Below are 18,174 nucleotides of genomic sequence, written 5' to 3' on the forward strand. Positions count from 1 at the left end.
ACGAGGACGGGACCCCTTGCCGCGGCAGGGGGTCCCGTCCTCGTTCCGCGGCTCGGTCCCGCAGCCCGCGCTAGCGCAGCAGCGGCGCCAGGTTCTCGGTCCAGACGTCGGAGCCGACCTTGAGGATGAGGGCGCCGACCACGACGAGGAACGCGACCCGGATGAAGCGGCTGCCACGAGCGACGGCCATCCGCGAGCCGAGGTACGCGCCCGCCACGTTGGCGGCGCCCATCAGGAGGCCCAGCAGCCAGACCACGTGCCCGCCCGGCACGAAGTAGAGCAGGGCGCCGAGGTTGGTCGCGACGTTGACGATCTTCGCCTTGGCGCTGGCGAGCAGGAAGTCGTAGCCCAGCGCGGTGATCAGGGCGATGATCAGGAAGGTGCCGGTGCCCGGTCCGATCAGGCCGTCGTAGAAGCCGATCAGGAGTCCCAGCACGGCCGCGGTGACGAGGTGGCGCCGGCCCGCGTGCTTGAGCACCGTGACGCTGCCCAGTGCCGGGCGGGCGATCGTCACGACGGCGACCACGATCAGCGCGACGACGATGATCGGCTTGAACACCGCGGCCGGGAGGAGGCCGGCGAGTGTCGCGCCTCCGTAGCTGCCCGCGAGGGCGACTGCCGCCATCGGCAGTGCGGTGCGCAGATCGGGCTTCGCACGCCGGTAGTAGGTGATCGCGCTGGTGGTCGTGCCGAAGATCGAGGCCAGCTTGTTCGTGGCGAGCGCCTGCACGGGCGAGATCCCCGGCACGAGGAGCAGGGCGGGGAGCTGGAGGAGTCCGCCGCCGCCCACGACCGCGTCGATCCAGCCGGCCGCGAAGGCGGCGAGGATCATCAGCGCGAGGACGGGGAGTCCGAGATCCTCTGTGAAGGTCAGCATCGGTCGGAAGCGTACGCGAGCACCGCGACCCCCTCGACCTCGGGGGGCGGGCCGCCCTAGGGTCGGCGGCATGCGATTCGGACTCTTCATCCCCCAGGGCTGGCGCCACGACCTCGTCGGCGTCCCGGCCGCCGACCAGTGGCGCACCATGAGCGACCTCGCCCGGCACGCCGACGACGGCGCCTGGGAGTCGATCTGGGTCTACGACCACTTCCACACCGTCCCGCAGGTGACGGAGGAGGCGACGCACGAGGCGTGGTCGCTGATGAGCGCGTTCGGCGCCACCACGTCGCGCGTACGGCTGGGCCAGATGTGCACCTGCATGGGCTACCGGAACCCCGCCTACCTCGCCAAGGTCGCGACGACCGTCGACATCGTCTCGGGCGGGCGGGTCGAGATGGGCATCGGCGGCGGCTGGTACGAGCACGAGTGGCGCGCGTACGGCTACGGCTTCCCGCCGATCGCCGAGCGGCTGCGCCGGCTCGACGAGGGCGTGCAGATCCTGCAGCAGGCCTGGACGACCGGGTCCGCGACCCTCGACGGCCGCTACTACCAGGTGGACGGCGCGCAGAACCGACCGCTGCCCCTGCAGGAGGGCGGCATCCCGCTGTGGGTCGCCGGCGGCGGCGAGAAGGTCACGCTGCGGATCGCGGCCCAGTACGCGCAGTACACGAACTTCGCCGGGACCCCGGAGGCGTTCGACCACAAGAGCTCGGTCCTCCGCGGGCACTGCGAGCGCCTGGGCACCGACTTCTCGGCGATCACCCGGAGCTCGAACTACAACGTCGTGATCGGCGAGACGGAGGCGGAGGTCGAGGCGGCGCTGCAGCGTCTCGAGGAGCGCGTGGTCCCGTACCTCGGCGCGGAGGGAGCGGCGTCCTTCGTCGCCGAGTACCGCAGCCCCGACGCGCTCGCGGTCGGCACTCCCTCGCAGATCGTCGACCGGCTCGCCGGCATGCAGTCGCGCGGGATGGACTACGGCATCCTCTACTTCCCGGACGCCGCCTACGACCGGTCCGGCATCGAGCTGTTCGAGCGCGAGGTGCTGCCGGCGCTCTCCTGAGCGCGGAGCGGCGGGGGCTCCTACGCCTCCCGCCCCCCGCCCGCAAGTCCTTGGGGCGCCCCGGCCCCGCGCCTACGGTCGGAGCATGGACGCACAGGACATCCGCTGGAACGACGAAGCCCGCGACAAGATCCTCGAGGACTCGGACAGGGTCCTCCGCGAGGCGGTGCTCGACCTCGCGACGAGCAAGAAGGGCGAGCCCTGGGAGGACGTGTTCGCGGAGCTGAACGCGCGCCTCAAGGACCGCTTCATCGACTTCGAGCCCGGCCCGGACCTCCGCAAGTACGCCGAGGCCGTCTCCGCCGGGGAGATCGAGACCGGCTCGTGAGCGAGCACGACCGCGACGCCGCGCTCGAGGACGAGATCACCTCGATCCACGCCCTCGGCGAGGGCCGCGTCGGCGAGACGGCCGGCCCGGAGGACGAGGACCACGAGCTCTCGCCCGAGCAGGACGCCCGCATCGAGTCCGAGCTGAAGAGCCGGGGCAGCGAGAGCTGATCCCCCCGGTACGCGGAAGGCCCGCTCCCTCTCGAGGGAGCGGGCCTTCCGCGTGAGTCGCGACTACGCCGAGAGGGGCTCGTAGTCGGTGTAGCCCTCGGCTCCTCCGCCGTAGACCGTCTCCTGGACGACCTCGTTCTCGGGGTGCCCGCCCTGCCAGCGCTCGACCAGGTCGGGGTTGGCGATCGCCGGGCGGCCGACGGCCACGGCGTCGGCGTGGCCCTCGCTGATCAGCTCGGTCGCCTCCTCGCGGCTGGTCGGCGAGCCGAAGCCGCTGTTGGCGATGAAGACGCCGTCGAAGCGCGAGCGGAGGTCCTGGACCAGCTCGCCGGCGGGCTCGGCGTGCAGGACGCTGAGGTAGGCCAGGCCGAGCGGGGCGAGCCCGTCGACGACGGCCTCGTAGGTGGCGCGCACGTCGTCGCCGTCGGTCTCGACGACGTCCTGGATGTTGTGGGCCGGCGAGAGGCGGATGCCGACGCGGCCCGCTCCGACCTCGTCGACGATCGCGCGGGTGACCTCGAGCGGGAACGCGGCGCGCTCGGCCGGGGTCCCGCCGTACTGGTCGGTGCGCACGTTGGAGACGGGCGAGAGGAACTCGTGCAGCAGGTAGCCGTTGGCGCCGTGCACCTCGACTCCGTCGAAGCCGGCGTCGATCGCGCGGCGGGCGGCGGCGACGAACTCGTCGCGGACGGTCGCCAGCTCCTCGGTGGTCAGCGCGTGCGGCACCGGGAAGGGCTTCTTGCCGGCGGGGGTGTGCACCTCTCCGTCGATGGCGACGGCGCTCGGGGCGACGATGCGGTCGGTGCCGGTGATCTCGGTGTGCGAGACGCGGCCCGCGTTCATCAGCTGCATGACGATGCGTCCGCCCGCGGCGTGCACGGCGTCGGCGACGGCGCGCCAGCCCGCGGCCTGCGCGTCGGTCTCGATGCCGGGCTGCCCGGCGTAGCCCTTGGACTCGGCGCTGGGGAAGACGCCCTCGCTGATCAGCAGGCCCATGCTCGCGCGCTGGGCGTAGTACTCGGCGACGATCGCGCCGGGCACGCCCTGCTCGTCGGAGCGCAGTCGCGTCATCGGTGCCAGGACGATGCGGTTGGGGAGGTCGAGGTCGCCGGCGGTGAGGGGGGAGAACGGATCCACGGGATCGCCTTTCTACGGAGCTGTCTCAGGGGCTGCCCTGAGGGGGGAGGCACGTGCACCTGCGGCGCACTCCGGTCGGCAACCGCGAGCGGAGCACGGTCATTCCTCCTCCCGGCGTTCTCCCATCCCCCGCGCCCCGGGCACGCGGTCGACGGCCTGCCGCCTCCCGACTCCTGCTCGGACATCCGGGCTGTCTACACTCGGGAGGCGACGACGAAGGAGTGTGCGCGATGCCGGCGAGACCCCACCACCCCGTGAGCTCCCGGCTGCTGCCGGCGCTCGCGGCCCTCCTGATCGCCGCGGTCCTCGCGCTGGTCCCCGCGACCGCGGCGACGGCCGAATCGCCCGTCTCCTTCTCCTCCTCCACCGTCCTCGACTCGGTCGGGGTGCTGAGCTCCGGAGAGACCGCCGAGATCGAGCAGGCCTCGCGGGCCCTCTACGACCAGCACCGCGTGCAGCTGTTCGTCACCTTCGTCGACTCCTTCACGGATCCGTCCGACCGCGCCGCGTGGGCGGACGAGACCGCGACCCGCAACGGACTGGGCACCGACGACGTCCTCCTGGCCGTCGCGGTCGACGCCCGCCAGTACCAGGTGTCGGTCGCGCAGGGCTTCGCCCTCGACGACGCGCAGGTCTCCTCGCTCCAGTCCGACGACATCGAGCCGAGGCTCGCCGACAGCGACTGGGCCGGAGCCGCGGTGGCCGCCGCCGACGGGATCGGGCAGCGCCTCGACGCGCCCAGCGCCGGCGAGTCCCTCGGCTCGGGGCTGCTGATCGCGCTCGGCGTGCTCGCGGCCCTCGTCGTGGTCGGCCTCGTGGTGCTGCTGCTCGTCCGCCGCGCGCGGAAGCGCCGCGCCCAGGAGGCGGTGGAGGCCTCGATCGACGAGCTCGCCACCCGTGCCGGATCGGCCCTCGTCCACGCCGACGACGCCGTCCGCACCAGCGAGCAGGAGGTCGGCTTCGCCGAGGCCCAGTTCGGCGCCGACGCGACCGGCGCGTTCCGCGAGGCGCTCGTCACCGCGAAGCGCCTGCTCGGCGAGGCCTTCACCCTGCAGCAGCGCCTCGACGACGCCGAGCCGGAGACCGATCAGGAGCGCCGCGACGGCTACCAGCGCATCCTCCAGCTCTGCGCCGACGCCGAGCAGACGCTCGACGAGCGCGCGAGTGCGTTCGAGGAGCTGCGCGACCTCGAGAAGAACGCGCCGCAGGTCGCCGCCGCGCTCTCGGCTCGCGCCGCCGAGGTCGGCAACCGCCTCCCCTCGGCCCGCGCCCGCCTCGCCGAGCTCGCCTCCCGCTACGCGCCGACCGCGATCGACGACGTGGGCGACGACGCCGACCAGGCCGAGGACCGCCTCCGCTTCACCCGCGACCAGCTCGCCGGCGCCCAGCAGGCGCTGCAGGCCGGCGACTCCGGCCGCGCCGCCGTGCTGCTGCGCGCCGGGCAGCAGGCCGCCGAGCAGGCCTCCGGGCTCGTCGACGCGGTGGCGACGCGCGGCGACGAGCTGCAGAAGGCGGAGGCGTCGCTCGCCGGCCGCATCGCCGAGATCCGCGCCGACGTGGCGCAGGGACGAGCGCTCGCCGCCTCCCAGGACGCGGAGTCCGCCGCCCAGGCGCAGAACGTCGCCGCGGCGGTCGCCTCGACCGAGGCCGCCCTCGACGACGTCGAGCGCGCCGCCTCCGTGCGGCCGAACGACCCGCTCGCCCTGCTCGAGGCGCTCACCGCCGCCGACGCCACGATCGATGCCGCCGTCGGCGGGTTCCGCGACGCGCAGGCCCAGCGCGAGCGCGAGCGGGCCGCCCTCGGCGCCGAGCTCACCTCCGCCCGCAGCCGCGTCTCGGCCGCCGAGGACTTCATCGCGGCCCGCCGCGGCGCGGTCGGCTCGGAGGCGCGCACCCGCGTCGCCGAGGCCGCCCGCTCGGCCGAGTACGCCGAGCGCATCGCCGCCACCGACCCCCGCGAGGCTCTCGCCTCCGCCCAGCGCGCTTCGCAGCTCGCCCAGCAGGCGCTCGAGCGGGCGCGGGCCGACGCCGGCTCCTACTCCGCCCCGAACGCCGTCGGCAGCCCCTACGGAGGCGACACGACCGGCGCGTTCCTCGGCGGGATCCTGGTCGAGTCGCTCCTGGGAGGCGGACGCCGCAGCGGCTACCGCTCGGGCGGCTTCGGCGGAGGCGGGTTCAGCGGCGGCTTCGGCGGCGGCGGCTCGTCCCGGCGCTCCGGCGGCGGCGGCTTCGGCGGCGGGCGCAGCAGCGGCGGAGGCGGACGACGCGGCGGCGGCGGGCGCTTCTGAGCGCCCCGGGCATCCGCGCACGACCGACGACCACCACCTCCCCCACGACTCCGGCACCACCTCCGACATCCGGCACCACCCACGACGCAAGGAGAGACACCCATGGCACAGAGACAGTCGATCTTCGGCCGCATCGCGCAGCTCGCGAAGGCCAACATCAACGCGCTCCTCGACCAGGCCGAGGACCCGCAGAAGATGCTCGACCAGATGGTCCGCGACTACACCGACAGCATCCGCGACGCCGAGGCGGCGATCGCCACCACGATCGGCAACCTGCGCTTGCTCGAGGACGACTACCGCGAGGACGTGCAGAACGCCCAGGAGTGGGGCGGCAAGGCCCTCGCCGCGAGCCGCAAGGCCGACGAGCTGCGCACCGGCGGGAGCGCCGGCGACGCCGACAAGTTCGACGCGCTGGCCAAGGTCGCTCTGCAGCGCCAGATCCAGTCCGAGAAGGAGGCGAAGGACGCCGAGCCGACCATCGCCTCGCAGACCGAGGTCGTCGACAAGCTCAAGTCGGGCCTGAACCAGATGCGCGAGAAGCTGCAGCAGCTCTCGAGCAAGCGCGACGAGCTGATCGCGCGCTCGAAGACCGTCGAGGCGCAGAGCCAGGTCCAGGACGCCGTGAAGAGCATCGACCTGATGGACCCGACGAGCGAGGTGAGCCGTTTCGAGCAGAAGATCCGCCGCGAGGAGGCGCGCGTCCGCGGCGCGGAGGAGCTCGCCTCCTCGAGCCTGGACGCGCAGTTCGAGTCGCTCGAGGACCTCGGCGAGATGACCGAGGTGGAGGCGCGCCTCGCCGCGCTCAAGTCCGGCCGCCCGCAGGACTCGATCGGCTCCTGAGCCCGTGCGCCTCCGGCGGCGGTCCCGCCGGAGGCGCAACCCACCCTTCCCGACACGCGCGGGGCGAAGGCTGGCAATCGCCATGGTGCGGTGCCGCCGCCGTCCCCGTAGTGTTCACACCAGGTTGCCCTTGACCCCGGTCGCCCTGATGCCGCGTCCGGCCCCTACCGACGCGGTGAACCATGAGCGGACCGCCCCCGTCGGGATCGCTCACCGAGAGACCGTCGACGCCGACGGTCACCACGAAGAGCGAGGCGCCGATGAGCACCCCCACCACCACGTCCGTCACCGGAGGCGCCCCCCGCGTCGTCCGCACCCGTCCGCGCGCCGACGGCCGCGTCAACCCGACGACCGAGTACTCCGGTCTCCTCAGCACGGTCCGCGACGCGGGGCTCCTCCGCCGCCGCACCGGCTTCTACTACACGATGTTCGGCGCGCTGGTCCTCGCGCTCGGCGGCATCGTCACCGGCTTCGTCCTGCTGGGCGACTCCTGGTTCCAGCTCCTGCTCGCCGCCGCCCTCGGCATCGTGCTGACGCAGTTCGCCTTCCTCGCCCATGAGGCCTCGCACCGCCAGGTGTTCGAGTCCGGCAAGGCCAACGACGTCGCCGGCCGCACCCTCGCGAACCTCTTCGTCGGCATCAGCTACTCCTGGTGGATGACCAAGCACAGCCGCCACCACGCGAACCCGAACGTGCTGGGCAAGGACCCGGACATCGAGCGCGACGTCGTCTCCTTCACCGCCGAGGACGCGGCCCGCTCGCGCGGCCTCTACGCCTGGCTCACCCGCCGCCAGGGCTACGCGTTCTTCCCGCTCCTGCTGCTCGAGGGCCTCAACCTGCACCTGCACGGCTTCCGCACCGTGTTCGGCAAGGGCAAGGTCGACAAGCGCTGGGTCGAGATCACCATGCTCGTCACCCGCGTCGGCCTCTACCTCGCCGTCGTCTTCTGGGCCCTCCCCCTCGGCATGGCGTTCGCCTTCGTCGGCGTGCAGCTGGGCGTCTTCGGCCTGTACATGGGCGCCTCGTTCGCGCCGAACCACAAGGGCATGCCGCTGCTGCCGAAGGAGGCGCGCGTCGACTTCCTCCGCCGCCAGGTCCTCACCTCGCGCAGCATCCGCAGCACCTGGTTCACCGACCTCTACATGGGCGGACTCAACTACCAGGTGGAGCACCACCTCTTCCCGAACATGCCCCGCCCGGCGCTGCGCCGCGCGCAGGTCATCGCCAAGGAGTACTGCACCACCCACCAGATCCCCTACACCGAGACCTCGTTGATGGAGTCGTACGCGATCGTCGTCCGCTACCTCAACAAGGTCGGCCTGTCGGCCGGCGGCGACCCGTTCGACTGCCCCGCCGCCTCCGCCTACGGACGCTGAGCACTCCCCCTTCGGAGGCCCCTCGCACCTTCCCGGTGCGGGGGGCCTCCGTCGTTCGCGGGAGCGCAAGGGGGTGCCCCCGCGGGCGGCGGAGTCGTAGCGTCGGGGCATGAGCAGCTCCGACTACGACATCGAGCCCACCCCCGCCGACACGACCGACGGCACCGACACGACCGACGGCGCCCGCACGCCCGACCCCGCCACCGAGACCGGCACCTCCGCGGGCCTCGACGAGGTCGGCGGCGCGGCCTCCCCCCTGGCCGACGGCGTCGGCGCCGACGGCGAGGAGCAGAACCCCCCGCTGCCCGACTGGGGCCCCACCGACGGCGTCCACGGCACCGACGCCGAGACCGACGCCTCGGGCACCGAGCAGCACTGACACGGCTCCGCGAGGGACCTCCCCGGCCGGTCGGCGAACGTTCCGACCGCGTTCCGAGGAGGTCCCTCCGTGTTCGCCGGAGGGTCGGCCGGCGCTCGGGCGCCGCGCCCTACACTGGCGAAATGCAGCCGACCGAACGCGCCCTCCGCGTGATCTCCTACAACCTCCGGGAGCACCGAGCGCACGCCGAGATCGCCCCCCTCGCCGCCCGCCACGACATCGACGTCCTGTGCCTGCAGGAGTGCGACACCACGAAGCTGCCGCAGGAGGTGGGCTCGCTCCGGCTCGCGTCCGTCACGGCCCGCAACCGCCTGGGCCTGGCCGTCTACTACTCGCAGGACCGCTTCGAGCTCTCCGGCAGCGCCGCGTTCGAGCTCAGCAAGTCCATGCACGACCGCGTGATGTCCCCCGCTCACGAGCGCCTGCTGGCCGTCCGCCTCGACGACCGCGACGGCGGATCGATCGCGGTCTCCTCCTTCCACGCCGCTCCGCTGTCGGCAGGCAACGCCCTGCGCCGCAAGCAGATCGACGAGGCGCTGAACCGGCTGCGCGAGTACGCGCCGGACACCCCCTCCCTGATGGTCGGCGACTACAACTACCCGTGGTTCTTCCGCGGACTCGACCGCCGGATGACCCGGAACGGCTACCTGGTCTCGCGGAGCGACTCCCCCACCTACGCGCGCTACCGCTACTTCAGCGGCCACTTCGACTTCGCGATCAGCGACTCCGTGCGGATCGAGCGGGTCTCCACGCTGCCCCAGGGCGTCTCGGACCACCTCCCGGTGATGGTCGACGCGCACTACGGCGTCCCCGCCGCCTGAGCGCGGGGCCCACTGGCCCGCACGGTCGGTAGGCTCAGGGGGTGACGACCCTGATCCTCGCCCGGCACGGAGAGACTGTCTGGCACTCCGAGAACCGCTTCGCGGGCTCCTCCGACATCGCGCTGACCCCCCGGGGCCAGGACCAGGCGGCGACTCTGGCCGCCTGGGCCGTCGACGCCGACCTCGAGGCGGTGTACTCCTCCACCCTGGTCCGGGCCGTGCGCACCGCCGTGCCCGCCGCGCGGGCGGCCCACCTCGAGCTGCAGCCCGACCCGGCGCTGGTCGAGGTCGACTTCGGCCGCGGCGAGGGGCTGACCACCGACGAGATGGAGAAGCGCTTCCCGGACGAGTACCACGCGTGGGTCGCCGCTCCGGCCATCCAGCCGATGCCCGGCGGCGAGTCCGGCCTCGACGCCGTCGCCCGCGCGAACACCTCGCTCGCCCGCATCCACCGCGAGCACCCCGACGGCCGCGTGCTCGTCGTCGCGCACGGCACGCTCATCCGCCTCCTGCTGTGCGCCTACCTCGGCATCAACCCCGAGACCTACCGGCACACCTTCCCGGTGGTCGACAACGTCTCGCTGACCACACTGCGCTGGGACGCGACCGGCGTCGGCCTGCTCGGCTACAACGTCCCGCCCGTCCAGACGCAGCGGCGCTCCAGCTGAGCGCAGCGGCCGCTCCGGAGCGGCGCCCGGCGAGCGCGGGCTCGATCGGCCTGGTGCTCGGGTCGGTCGCGAGCGTGCAGCTGGGCGCCTCCTTCGCCGTGCTGCTCTTCCCCGCCGCGGGGCCGATCGGCACCGTCACGCTCCGGCTGGTGTTCTCGGCCGTCGTTCTGCTCCTGGTCTGCCGTCCGCGGCTGCGCGGCCACAGCCGGAGCGACTGGGCCACCGTCGCCGCCTACGGTCTCGCCCTCGGCGGGATGAACGCCTGCTACTACGAGGCCATCGCCCGGATCCCGCAGGGCGCCGCCGTCACCCTCGAGGTGCTCGGGCCGCTGACGCTCTCGGTGATCGCCGGGAGGAGCGTGCTGAGCCTGGTCTGGGCGGTGCTCGCGCTGGCCGGAGTGGTGACCCTGTCGCAGGGCGGGTTCTCGGCGCTGGACCCGGTCGGCGTCGGCTTCGCGCTGGGGGCCGCTGTGCTCTGGGCCGCGTACATCGTCTTCGCCGGCCGCACCGGCGGGCGGTTCCAGGGGATCGACGGGCTCGCGCTGGCGCTGGCGGCCGGCGCGATCGTGTCGCTGCCGTTCGGCATCGCCTCCGCCGGACCCGCCCTGGTGGTGCCGCCGGTGCTGCTCCTCGGGCTCGCCGTCGCGGTGCTCTCCTCCGCGGTGCCCTATGCGCTGGAGCTGCTGGCGCTGCGGCGCCTGCGCTCCTCCACATTCTCGATCCTGATGTCGCTCTCCCCCGGGGCGGCCGCGCTCTCGGGCTTCCTCGTGCTCGGTCAGCGCCTCAGCGCCGTCGAGGCCGTCGGGATCGCGCTCGTGGTCGCCGCGAGCATCGGAGCGGTGCGGACCGCGCGGACCTCCGCCTGAGCGGCAGTTCTTTTGTTAGGCTAACTATGTGCCATCGACCGAGACCCTGCAGACCGATCTCCCGCTGACCTCCCTCGCGGGCGAGGTGCGGGCAGCGGTCGGCCGGCTCGGACGGCGGCTCCGGCAGGAGAAGGCCCAGCACGAGCTCAGCGATCCGCAGTTCAGCGTGCTCGCACTCCTGCACCGCGAGGGCGCCAAGACCCTCGGCGAGCTGGCCGAGGCGGAGCGGGTCCGCCCGCCCTCGATGACCCGCACGGTCGGCTGCCTGGTCGACGAAGGACTCGCGGAGCGCCTCGCCGACCCCGCCGACGGCCGCGTCACCCGCATCCGCCCCACCGGGGCCGGCACCGCACTGGTGCTCGACGTGCGCCGCAGCCGCGACGCGTGGCTCGTGGCGCGCCTCGAGGAGCTCCCTCCCGAGGACCTGCGCCTGCTCCACGACGCGGCGGCGGTCCTGCGCGCGGTGGCCGACCGATGAGCGCGATGTTCCGCTCCCTCGCCGTGCCGAACTACCGCATCTGGTTCGCGGGCGCGATGGTCTCGAACGTCGGCACCTGGATGCAGCGGACGGCCCAGGACTGGATCGTGATCAACGACCTGACCGACCACGACGCGACGGCGCTCGGCGTGACCATGGCACTGCAGTTCGGACCGCAGCTCGTGATGGTCCCCTTCTCCGGCTTCATCGCCGACCGCTTCGACCGGCGGAAGCTCCTGATGGCCACCCAGGGCGCGATGGGCGCGCTCGGGCTCGGCCTGGGACTCATCGTCGTGACCGGGGTCGTCCAGCTCTGGATGGTCTACCTCTTCGCCCTGCTGCTCGGCTTCGCCGCGGCGATCGACGCGCCCGTGCGCCAGACGTTCGTCTCGGCGCTGGTCGAGGAGCGCGACCTCACCAACGCCGTCTCGCTGAACTCGGCCTCCTTCAACTCGGCGCGGATGATCGGACCGGCCCTCGCGGGCGTGCTCATCGCCGCGGTCGGCTCCGGCTGGGTCTTCCTCCTCAACGCCGCGAGCTTCCTCGCCGTCCTGCTCTCGCTGCGCGCGCTGCACCGCGACCAGCTCCGCAGCGCCCCGCGGGCCACCCGCGGCCCGGGTGCGCTGCTGGAGGGGTTCCGCTACGTCTCGAAGCGGCCGGACATCCTCGTGGTGCTCGCGATCGTGTTCCTGATCGGCACCTTCGGCCTGAACTTCCCGATCTTCGCCTCGACGATGGCGACGGTCGAGTTCGACATGGGGGCGAGCGAGTTCGGCCTCCTCTCCTCCGCGATCGCCGTCGGCTCGGTGCTGGGGGCGCTCCTCTCGGCTCGCCGCGATCGCCCGAGGCTCCGGCTCATCGTCGGCGCCTCCGCCGCGTTCGGCGTCGCGCTCGCGCTGGCCGGCGTCATGCCGACGGTCTGGGCGTTCGCGATCCTGCTCCCCTTCGTCGGCATCGCGGCGCAGACGCTGATGACCTCGGCCAACGGCTACGTGCAGCTCTCGACCGCCCCCGAGATGCGGGGCCGGGTCATGGCGCTGTACATGGCCATCTTCGTCGGCGGCACCCCGATCGGCGCACCGCTGATCGGCTGGGTCGCGAACGCCTACGGTCCGCGCCAGGCGATGCTGGTCGGTGCCGCCTCCGGGATCGCGGCGGCCGCCATCGGACTCGCCTTCCACCTCCGCCTGCGCCGCGCCGCCCGGCTCGCGGCCCCCGGGCCGGAGGCTCTGCCCGCCACCGGCGGAGTCCCCCTGCTGCGCCCGCGCGCCTAGGCTCCGTCGGCCGGTCCGCACGCCGGGCGGATCCGCGGACCGCCCACTCGACGGGTCTCCCCCGACGCGGGGCGCGACCGCCGCCCGCCCTCAGGCCTCGCGGGTGATCTCGACGCGGACGAAGAGCTTCGACGAGCGGGGCCCGGCGAACACCCCGCGCAGCGGCGCGATGTCGTTGTAGTCGCGGCCGCGGCCGACGATGACGTGGCGGTCGCCGATGTCGATCAGGTTCGTCGGGTCGTAGCCGCGCCAGGCTCCTCCGCAGAACCACTCGACCCACGCGTGGGACTCCCCCACCACGGTCTCGCCGATCTCGGCGTGCGGCTTGGGGTGCAGGTAGCCCGAGACGTAGCGCGCCGGGATGCCCACCGAGCGCAGCGCCCCGAGGACGATGTGCGTGATGTCCTGGCAGACGCCCTCGCGCGCGGTCCACGACTCCGTCGCGGTGGAGTGCACGCCGGTGACGCCCTGCCGGTAGGTCATCGCCCGGCCGATCGTCTCGGCGATCGTGAGCGCGGCCTCGCACGGGCCGGCCGCCTCGTCCGCGAGCGACCGCGCCATCGCCGCGAGGTCCTCCGGCGGCGCGGTGCGGTGGGTCTGCTTCGACTGCTCCACGTACTCGGTGCGCGTCTCGACCTGCTCGGACAGCTGATCCCACCCGGTCGGGTGGTCGGGGTGCTGCTTCGGCCGGATCTCGACGAGCGAGGTCGCCGTCAGCGAGAGCTCGCGGTGGGCGTCGAGCACGTCGAACGACGAGACGCGGGTGCCCCAGTAGTCGGTGTAGGCGTGGACCGAGGTCACCGGCCGGATGTCGAGGTTCGAGAACAGCACCAGCTGCCCGTCCGAGGAGGCGGGGAGCATCCGCGCCTCGTTGTAGGACGCGACCACGTCCCCCGCGTAGGTGAAGCCCGTGGTGTGCCTGATGCGCAGCCTGCTCACAGCGCCTCCCCGATCCAGCTCGGCATGACGTTGGTGGGGAAGTACCGCTGGCGGATCGCCTCGGACGCGGCCGAGGTCGCCTCCTGCACGCTGTCCATGTGCCGCGGCAGGTCCTCGAGGATGTCGGTGATCGGCCGGAACTCCAGCTCGCTGCGGATCCGCCCGAGGACGCGCTGCGCGTCGCCGGAGTGGCCGATGCGGCCGGTGCGCGGCTCGATGTCGCGCATGCACGCCTCCGCCCGCGAGACCGAGAAGAGGATCGAGCGCGGGAACAGCCGGTCCAGGAGGAGGAACTCGGCCGCGTTCCGCGCGCTCGGCACGCCCCGGTAGGTGCGCAGGTACGCCTCGTAGGCGCCGCAGGAGCGGAGGATCGTGGTCCAGGAGGGGCCGCTCGCCTCGGTCAGCGAGCGGGTGGCGAGCAGGCGGGCGGTCATGTCGGCGCGCTCGATCGAGCGGCCGAGGGTGAAGAACTGCCAGGCCTCGTCGCGCGAGGTCGCCGACTCGATGATGCCGACGGCGAGGGCGGAGCGCTCGCGCACCCAGCTGAAGAACTCCGACACCCGCTCGCCCGAGACGCGGCGCGGCATCCGGGTGCGCGTGGTGTTGAGGCACTCCCAGAGCTCGGTCGAGACGATCTCGCGCGCCCGGCGGGCGTTCTCGCGGGCCGCGCCGAGCGAATAGGCGATCGAGGCGGGGTTCGTGCGGTCGATCGCGAGGATCGCCAGCACGTCGGCGCGGGTGATCTCGCGCATATCGTCGGGCGGGGTCGAGCCCATCACCGACAGGAGCGAGCGGCAGGCCGTGTCCTCGTCGATCCACGGGTCCTCGAGCAGGAGCTGGAGGTGGACGTCGAGGATGCGGGCGGTGCCATCGGACCGCTCGATGTAGCGGCCGATCCAGAACAGCGACTCGGCGATCCGGGAGAGCATCAGTCGTCCTCCCCCGCCGCGAGCGTCTGCTGCTGCTGCTGGTCCTGGTCGGTGTTCGGCGCGTCCTGCGGCGAGTGGTCGGGCGTGTGGTTGAGCGGGTAGACGATCGGGATGGAGCTGGTGACCGCGGCCTGCTCGGCGACGAGCGCCTGGATGTCGCGCGCCTCGGGATCGGCGCTGCGCGCCTCCTCGAGGCCGACCACCCAGGTGTCCTTCGATCCGCCGCCCTGCGACGAGTTGACGACGAGCTGCCCCTCGGGGAGCGCGACGCGGGTCAGGCCGCCGGGCAGCACCCAGACGTCGGTGCCGTCGTTCACGGCGAAGGGCCGCAGGTCGGCGTGCCGGGGGCGCATCCCGTCGTCGACGAGGGTGGGGATGGTGGAGAGCTGCACGACCGGCTGCGCGATCCAGCCGCGCGGGTCGGCCTGGAGGCGGGAGCGCAGCTCCGCGAGCTCCTTCGCCGAGGCGGCCGGCCCGACGACCAGGCCCTTGCCGCCGGAGCCGTCGACCGGCTTCACGACGAGCTCGTCGAGGCGGTCGAGCACCTCCTCGAGCGCTCCCGGATCCTCGAGCCGCCACGTGTCGACGTTCTTGATCACCGGCTCCTCCGAGAGGTAGTAGCGGATGAGGTCGGGCAAGTACGTGTAGACGAGCTTGTCGTCGGCGACGCCGTTGCCGACCGCGTTGGCGATCGTGACGTTCCCGAGCCGGGCCGCGAGCATCAGCCCGGGCGAGCCGAGCATCGAGTCGGCGCGGAACTGCAGCGGATCGAGGAACTCGTCGTCCACGCGGCGGTAGATCACGTCGACCCGGGTCGGGCCGGAGGTGGTGCGCATGAACACCTTGCCGCCCGTGCAGAACAGGTCGCGGCCCTCGACCAGCTCGACGCCCATGAGGCGGGCGAGGAGGGTGTGCTCGAAGTAGGCGGAGTTGTAGACGCCCGGGGTGAGCACGACCACGGTCGGGTCGTCGACGCCCTCGGGGGCGGAGGCGCGGAGGGCCTGCAGCAGCTTGTTCGGGTAGTCGCCGACCGGGCGCACCCGCATCGAGACGAACAGCTCGGGCAGCGTCTGCGCCATCACCCGGCGGTTCGAGATGACGTAGGAGACGCCGGAGGGCACGCGGACGTTGTCCTCGAGGACCCGCCAGCCGCCCTTCTCGTCGCGGATCAGGTCGATCCCGGACACCTGGATCCGCACGCCGTTCGCGGGGACGATGCCCGCGGCCTGCCGGTGGAAGTGGCTGGAGCTCGAGATCAGCCCGGCGGGGATGACGCCGTCGGCCACGGCGTTCTGCGGGCCGTAGACGTCGGCGAGGAACGCCTCGAGAGCACGGACCCGCTGCTTGATGCCGGTCTGCACCTCGTTCCACTCGGCGCGCTCGATCACCCGGGGGACGGCGTCGAGGGGGAACGGCCGCTCCTCCCCCGCGAAGTCGAAGGTGACGCCCTGCGCTAGGTAGGAGGAGGCGAGCGCGTCGGTGCGGCCGCGCAGCTCCTCCTGGGTCATCCGCGCGAGCGAGGAGTAGATGTCGCGGTAGGCGCCGCGGACCCCGTCGGGGCCTCCAGTCGACGCCACGTCGGCGAACATCTCGTCCCAGGGGGTGGCGCCCGTGTCGGGCCGCTCGACCTTCTGGGACCCGTATCCGTCGAAGAGGTCACCCATGGCACGACTCTAGTGCGGGGCGTATTGCGGGGATGTTTCGGGCGGCCGCGGGGCGAGCGGGGCGGGTCGGCGACGTCCGGGCACGGCACCGGCGCCGTCCTCCGACAGGCCGGCGGAGGCCCGGGGATCCACGGGAATAGATCCGGCCGCACGTGGTTGAATGAGGATGTACATGCAAACGCATGGACCAGGCCCCACCGGGCCGGAGGACAGAAGGAGCGCCTGATGCAGTTCGGCATCTTCACGGTCAGCGACATCACGACCGACCCCACGACCGGACGGACCCCGTCCGAGTCCGAGAAGATCCAGGCGACCCTCGCGATCGCGCTGAAGGCGGAGGAGATCGGCCTCGACGTCTTCGCCCTGGGCGAGCACCACAATCCGCCGTTCTGGTCCTCCTCCCCCACCACCACGCTCGGCTACCTCGCGGCGAAGACCGAGAGGATCACGCTCTCCACCGCGATGGCCCTCATCACCACGAACGACCCCGTGAAGCTCGCCGAGGACTACGCGATGCTCCAGCACCTCGCCGGCGGCCGCGTCGACCTGATGCTCGGCCGCGGCAACACCGGCCCCGTCTACCCGTGGTTCGGCAAGGACATCCGCCGCGGCATCGAGCTGACGATCGAGAACTACGACCTGCTGCACCGCCTGTGGACCGAGGACTTCGTCGACTGGGAGGGCCAGTTCCGCACCCCCCTCCAGGGCTTCCAGTCGACCCCGCGCCCCCTCGACGGTGTCGCGCCGTTCGTGTGGCACGGATCGATCCGCTCCCCGCAGATCGCCGAGCAGGCCGCCTACTACGGCGACGGCTTCTTCGCGAACCACATCTTCTGGCCCGCCTCGCACACCCAGAAGATGGTGCAGCTCTACCGCCAGCGCTTCGAGCACTACGGCCACGGGACCGCCGACCAGGCGATCGTCGGCCTCGGCGGGCAGATCTTCCTGGCGAAGAACTCGCAGGACGCGGTCTCGCAGTTCCGCCCCTACTTCGACAACGCCCCCGTCTACGGCCACGGCCCCTCGCTCGAGGACTTCACGGAGCAGACCCCGCTCACCGTCGGCTCCCCGCAGCAGATCATCGACCGCACCCTCGGCTTCCGCGAGTACGTCGGCGACTACCAGCGCCAGCTCTTCCTGATGGACCACGCGGGACTCCCGCTGAAGACCGTCCTGGAGCAGATGGACATGCTCGGCGAGATCCTCCCCGCCCTCCGCGCCGGCTTCGCCGAGGGCCGCCCCTCGCACGTGCCCGACGCCCCCACCCACGCCTCCCTCGTGGCCGCGCGCGACGCGCAGCCCGCGGCCGAGCCCGTCACCGTCTAGTCAGGAGCTCTCCATGGACACCCGCAGGATCACCGTCCTCTCGGCCGGCCTCAGCCAGCCGTCCTCGACCCGGCTGCTCGCCGACCGCCTGGCCGACGCCGCCGAGTCCTCCCTCACCGAGCAGGGCTTCGCCGTCGAGCGGAGCGTCGTGGAGCTGCGCGACCTCGCGCACGACGTCACGAACAACCTCCTCACCGGCTTCGCGAGCCCCGCACTGCAGACCGCGCTCGACGCGGTCGCCGGCGCCGACGGCCTGATCGCCGTGACGCCGATCTTCACCACCAGCTACAGCGGGCTCTTCAAGTCGTTCGTCGACGTACTCGACACCGAGGCGCTGCGCGGTCTGCCCGTGCTGCTGGCGGCCACGGGCGGGTCCCCCCGCCACTCCCTGGCCGTCGACTACGCGATGCGCCCGCTCTTCACCTACCTGCACGCGGCGCCCCTCGCGACCACCGTGTTCGCGGCGACGGACGACTGGGGCGGCGCGACCGAGGACGGACGGGCGCTGCCCTCGCGCATCGAGCGCGCCGGACGCGAGCTGGCCGATCAAGCCGCCCGCTCCTCCCGCTCGGGCTCCACGCCCGACCCGTGGGCGCTCGACGGCTCGTTCGAGGGGATGCTCGGCCGCCGCGGCTGAACGCCCGCCGCGCGGATCGGCCGCTCCTCTCATGGATCGGCCGATCCGTCCAGCCGCGATTCCCGCGGCCCTGCCGGAATAGCCTGCCCCCGGGAGCCTGCCGCTGGCCCCCGG

General features: G+C 72.8%; 19 protein-coding genes. 14 read left to right on the plus strand and 5 right to left on the minus strand.

Features of this window, described 5'->3' with window-relative positions; all coding sequences use genetic code 11:
• Positions 1-70: 70 nt before the first annotated feature.
• The gene (locus tag C5C35_RS05620; RefSeq protein WP_104262729.1) at positions 71-877 is read right to left on the minus strand and encodes a TSUP family transporter; all 807 of its coding nucleotides are present in this window, start codon (positions 875-877) and stop codon (positions 71-73) included.
• 70 nt (positions 878-947) lie between these two features.
• On the opposite strand from C5C35_RS05620, the gene C5C35_RS05625 reads away from it, so the two are divergent.
• The 3 genes from C5C35_RS05625 to C5C35_RS16920 all read left to right on the plus strand — a co-directional run bounded on the left by C5C35_RS05625 (position 948) and on the right by C5C35_RS16920 (position 2,438).
• Positions 948-1,940: an LLM class F420-dependent oxidoreductase gene (locus C5C35_RS05625; protein ID WP_104262730.1), complete on the plus strand. Its 993-nt coding sequence runs from the start codon at positions 948-950 to the stop codon at positions 1,938-1,940.
• Positions 1,941-2,025: 85 nt separating this feature from the next.
• Positions 2,026-2,268, plus strand: a complete 243-nt coding sequence (locus C5C35_RS05630; RefSeq protein ID WP_068251275.1) for a hypothetical protein — start codon at positions 2,026-2,028, stop codon at positions 2,266-2,268.
• Positions 2,265-2,438 (plus strand): hypothetical protein, encoded by a 174-nt coding sequence (locus C5C35_RS16920; RefSeq protein ID WP_160035225.1) that lies wholly within the window; start codon positions 2,265-2,267, stop codon positions 2,436-2,438. Before C5C35_RS05630 ends, C5C35_RS16920 begins: the two co-directional genes overlap by 4 nt.
• A gap of 63 nt (positions 2,439-2,501) precedes the next feature.
• Here the strand turns inward: C5C35_RS16920 and C5C35_RS05635 are convergent, their stop codons facing one another.
• Entirely contained in the window at positions 2,502-3,575 is a 1,074-nt protein-coding gene (locus tag C5C35_RS05635) for an alkene reductase (RefSeq protein ID WP_104226205.1), read from the minus strand.
• Positions 3,576-3,805: 230 nt separating this feature from the next.
• Here C5C35_RS05635 and C5C35_RS05640 point away from each other — a divergent pair, with 230 nt between their 5' ends.
• From C5C35_RS05640 to C5C35_RS05680, 9 genes are all read left to right on the plus strand, one after another.
• Entirely contained in the window at positions 3,806-5,863 is a 2,058-nt protein-coding gene (locus C5C35_RS05640; protein ID WP_104262731.1) for a TPM domain-containing protein, read from the plus strand.
• A 102-nt stretch (positions 5,864-5,965) separates the two neighbouring features.
• On the plus strand, positions 5,966-6,703 hold the full coding sequence (locus C5C35_RS05645; protein ID WP_104223858.1) for a PspA/IM30 family protein: 738 nt from the start codon (positions 5,966-5,968) through the stop codon (positions 6,701-6,703).
• 260 nt (positions 6,704-6,963) lie between these two features.
• Entirely contained in the window at positions 6,964-8,079 is a 1,116-nt protein-coding gene (locus tag C5C35_RS05650; protein ID WP_104226226.1) for an acyl-CoA desaturase, read from the plus strand.
• Between the two features lie 109 nt (positions 8,080-8,188).
• Entirely contained in the window at positions 8,189-8,458 is a 270-nt protein-coding gene (locus C5C35_RS05655) for a hypothetical protein (RefSeq protein WP_104258105.1), read from the plus strand.
• A gap of 122 nt (positions 8,459-8,580) precedes the next feature.
• Positions 8,581-9,279: an endonuclease/exonuclease/phosphatase family protein gene (locus C5C35_RS05660; RefSeq protein ID WP_104223855.1), complete on the plus strand. Its 699-nt coding sequence runs from the start codon at positions 8,581-8,583 to the stop codon at positions 9,277-9,279.
• A 41-nt stretch (positions 9,280-9,320) separates the two neighbouring features.
• Entirely contained in the window at positions 9,321-9,947 is a 627-nt protein-coding gene (locus C5C35_RS05665) for a histidine phosphatase family protein (RefSeq protein WP_104223854.1), read from the plus strand.
• Positions 9,948-10,000: 53 nt separating this feature from the next.
• Positions 10,001-10,813, plus strand: a complete 813-nt coding sequence (locus C5C35_RS05670; protein WP_244230592.1) for a DMT family transporter — start codon at positions 10,001-10,003, stop codon at positions 10,811-10,813.
• Between the two features lie 28 nt (positions 10,814-10,841).
• Positions 10,842-11,291, plus strand: a complete 450-nt coding sequence (locus tag C5C35_RS05675; RefSeq protein WP_258063346.1) for a MarR family winged helix-turn-helix transcriptional regulator — start codon at positions 10,842-10,844, stop codon at positions 11,289-11,291.
• Positions 11,288-12,565, plus strand: a complete 1,278-nt coding sequence (locus C5C35_RS05680; RefSeq protein WP_104223853.1) for an MFS transporter — start codon at positions 11,288-11,290, stop codon at positions 12,563-12,565. Before C5C35_RS05675 ends, C5C35_RS05680 begins: the two co-directional genes overlap by 4 nt.
• 90 nt (positions 12,566-12,655) lie before the next feature.
• Here the strand turns inward: C5C35_RS05680 and C5C35_RS05685 are convergent, their stop codons facing one another.
• From C5C35_RS05685 to C5C35_RS05695, 3 genes are read right to left on the minus strand one after another with little or no spacing between them, the layout of a single operon-like run.
• On the minus strand, positions 12,656-13,504 hold the full coding sequence (locus tag C5C35_RS05685; protein ID WP_104223852.1) for a transglutaminase family protein: 849 nt from the start codon (positions 13,502-13,504) through the stop codon (positions 12,656-12,658).
• Positions 13,501-14,433 (minus strand): alpha-E domain-containing protein, encoded by a 933-nt coding sequence (locus C5C35_RS05690; RefSeq protein ID WP_104223851.1) that lies wholly within the window; start codon positions 14,431-14,433, stop codon positions 13,501-13,503. The genes C5C35_RS05685 and C5C35_RS05690 overlap by 4 nt, the downstream gene beginning before the upstream one ends.
• Positions 14,433-16,097, minus strand: coding sequence for a circularly permuted type 2 ATP-grasp protein (locus C5C35_RS05695; RefSeq protein WP_104258103.1), 1,665 nt, complete (start codon positions 16,095-16,097; stop codon positions 14,433-14,435). Before C5C35_RS05695 ends, C5C35_RS05690 begins: the two co-directional genes overlap by 1 nt.
• A gap of 225 nt (positions 16,098-16,322) precedes the next feature.
• Between C5C35_RS05695 and C5C35_RS05700 the strand changes: the two genes are divergently transcribed.
• Complete coding sequence (locus C5C35_RS05700) at positions 16,323-17,423, plus strand: LLM class flavin-dependent oxidoreductase (protein ID WP_104223849.1); 1,101 nt, start codon at positions 16,323-16,325, stop codon at positions 17,421-17,423.
• Positions 17,424-17,436: 13 nt separating this feature from the next.
• Positions 17,437-18,060 carry an FMN reductase gene (locus tag C5C35_RS05705; RefSeq protein WP_104249848.1) on the plus strand — a complete coding sequence of 208 codons (624 nt, stop codon included), beginning with the start codon at positions 17,437-17,439 and terminating at the stop codon, positions 18,058-18,060.
• Positions 18,061-18,174: the final 114 nt, after the last annotated feature.

It is taken from the genome of Rathayibacter sp. AY1F8, from assembly GCF_002932165.1.
In the GTDB taxonomy this organism is placed as follows: Bacteria; Actinomycetota; Actinomycetes; order Actinomycetales; family Microbacteriaceae; genus Rathayibacter.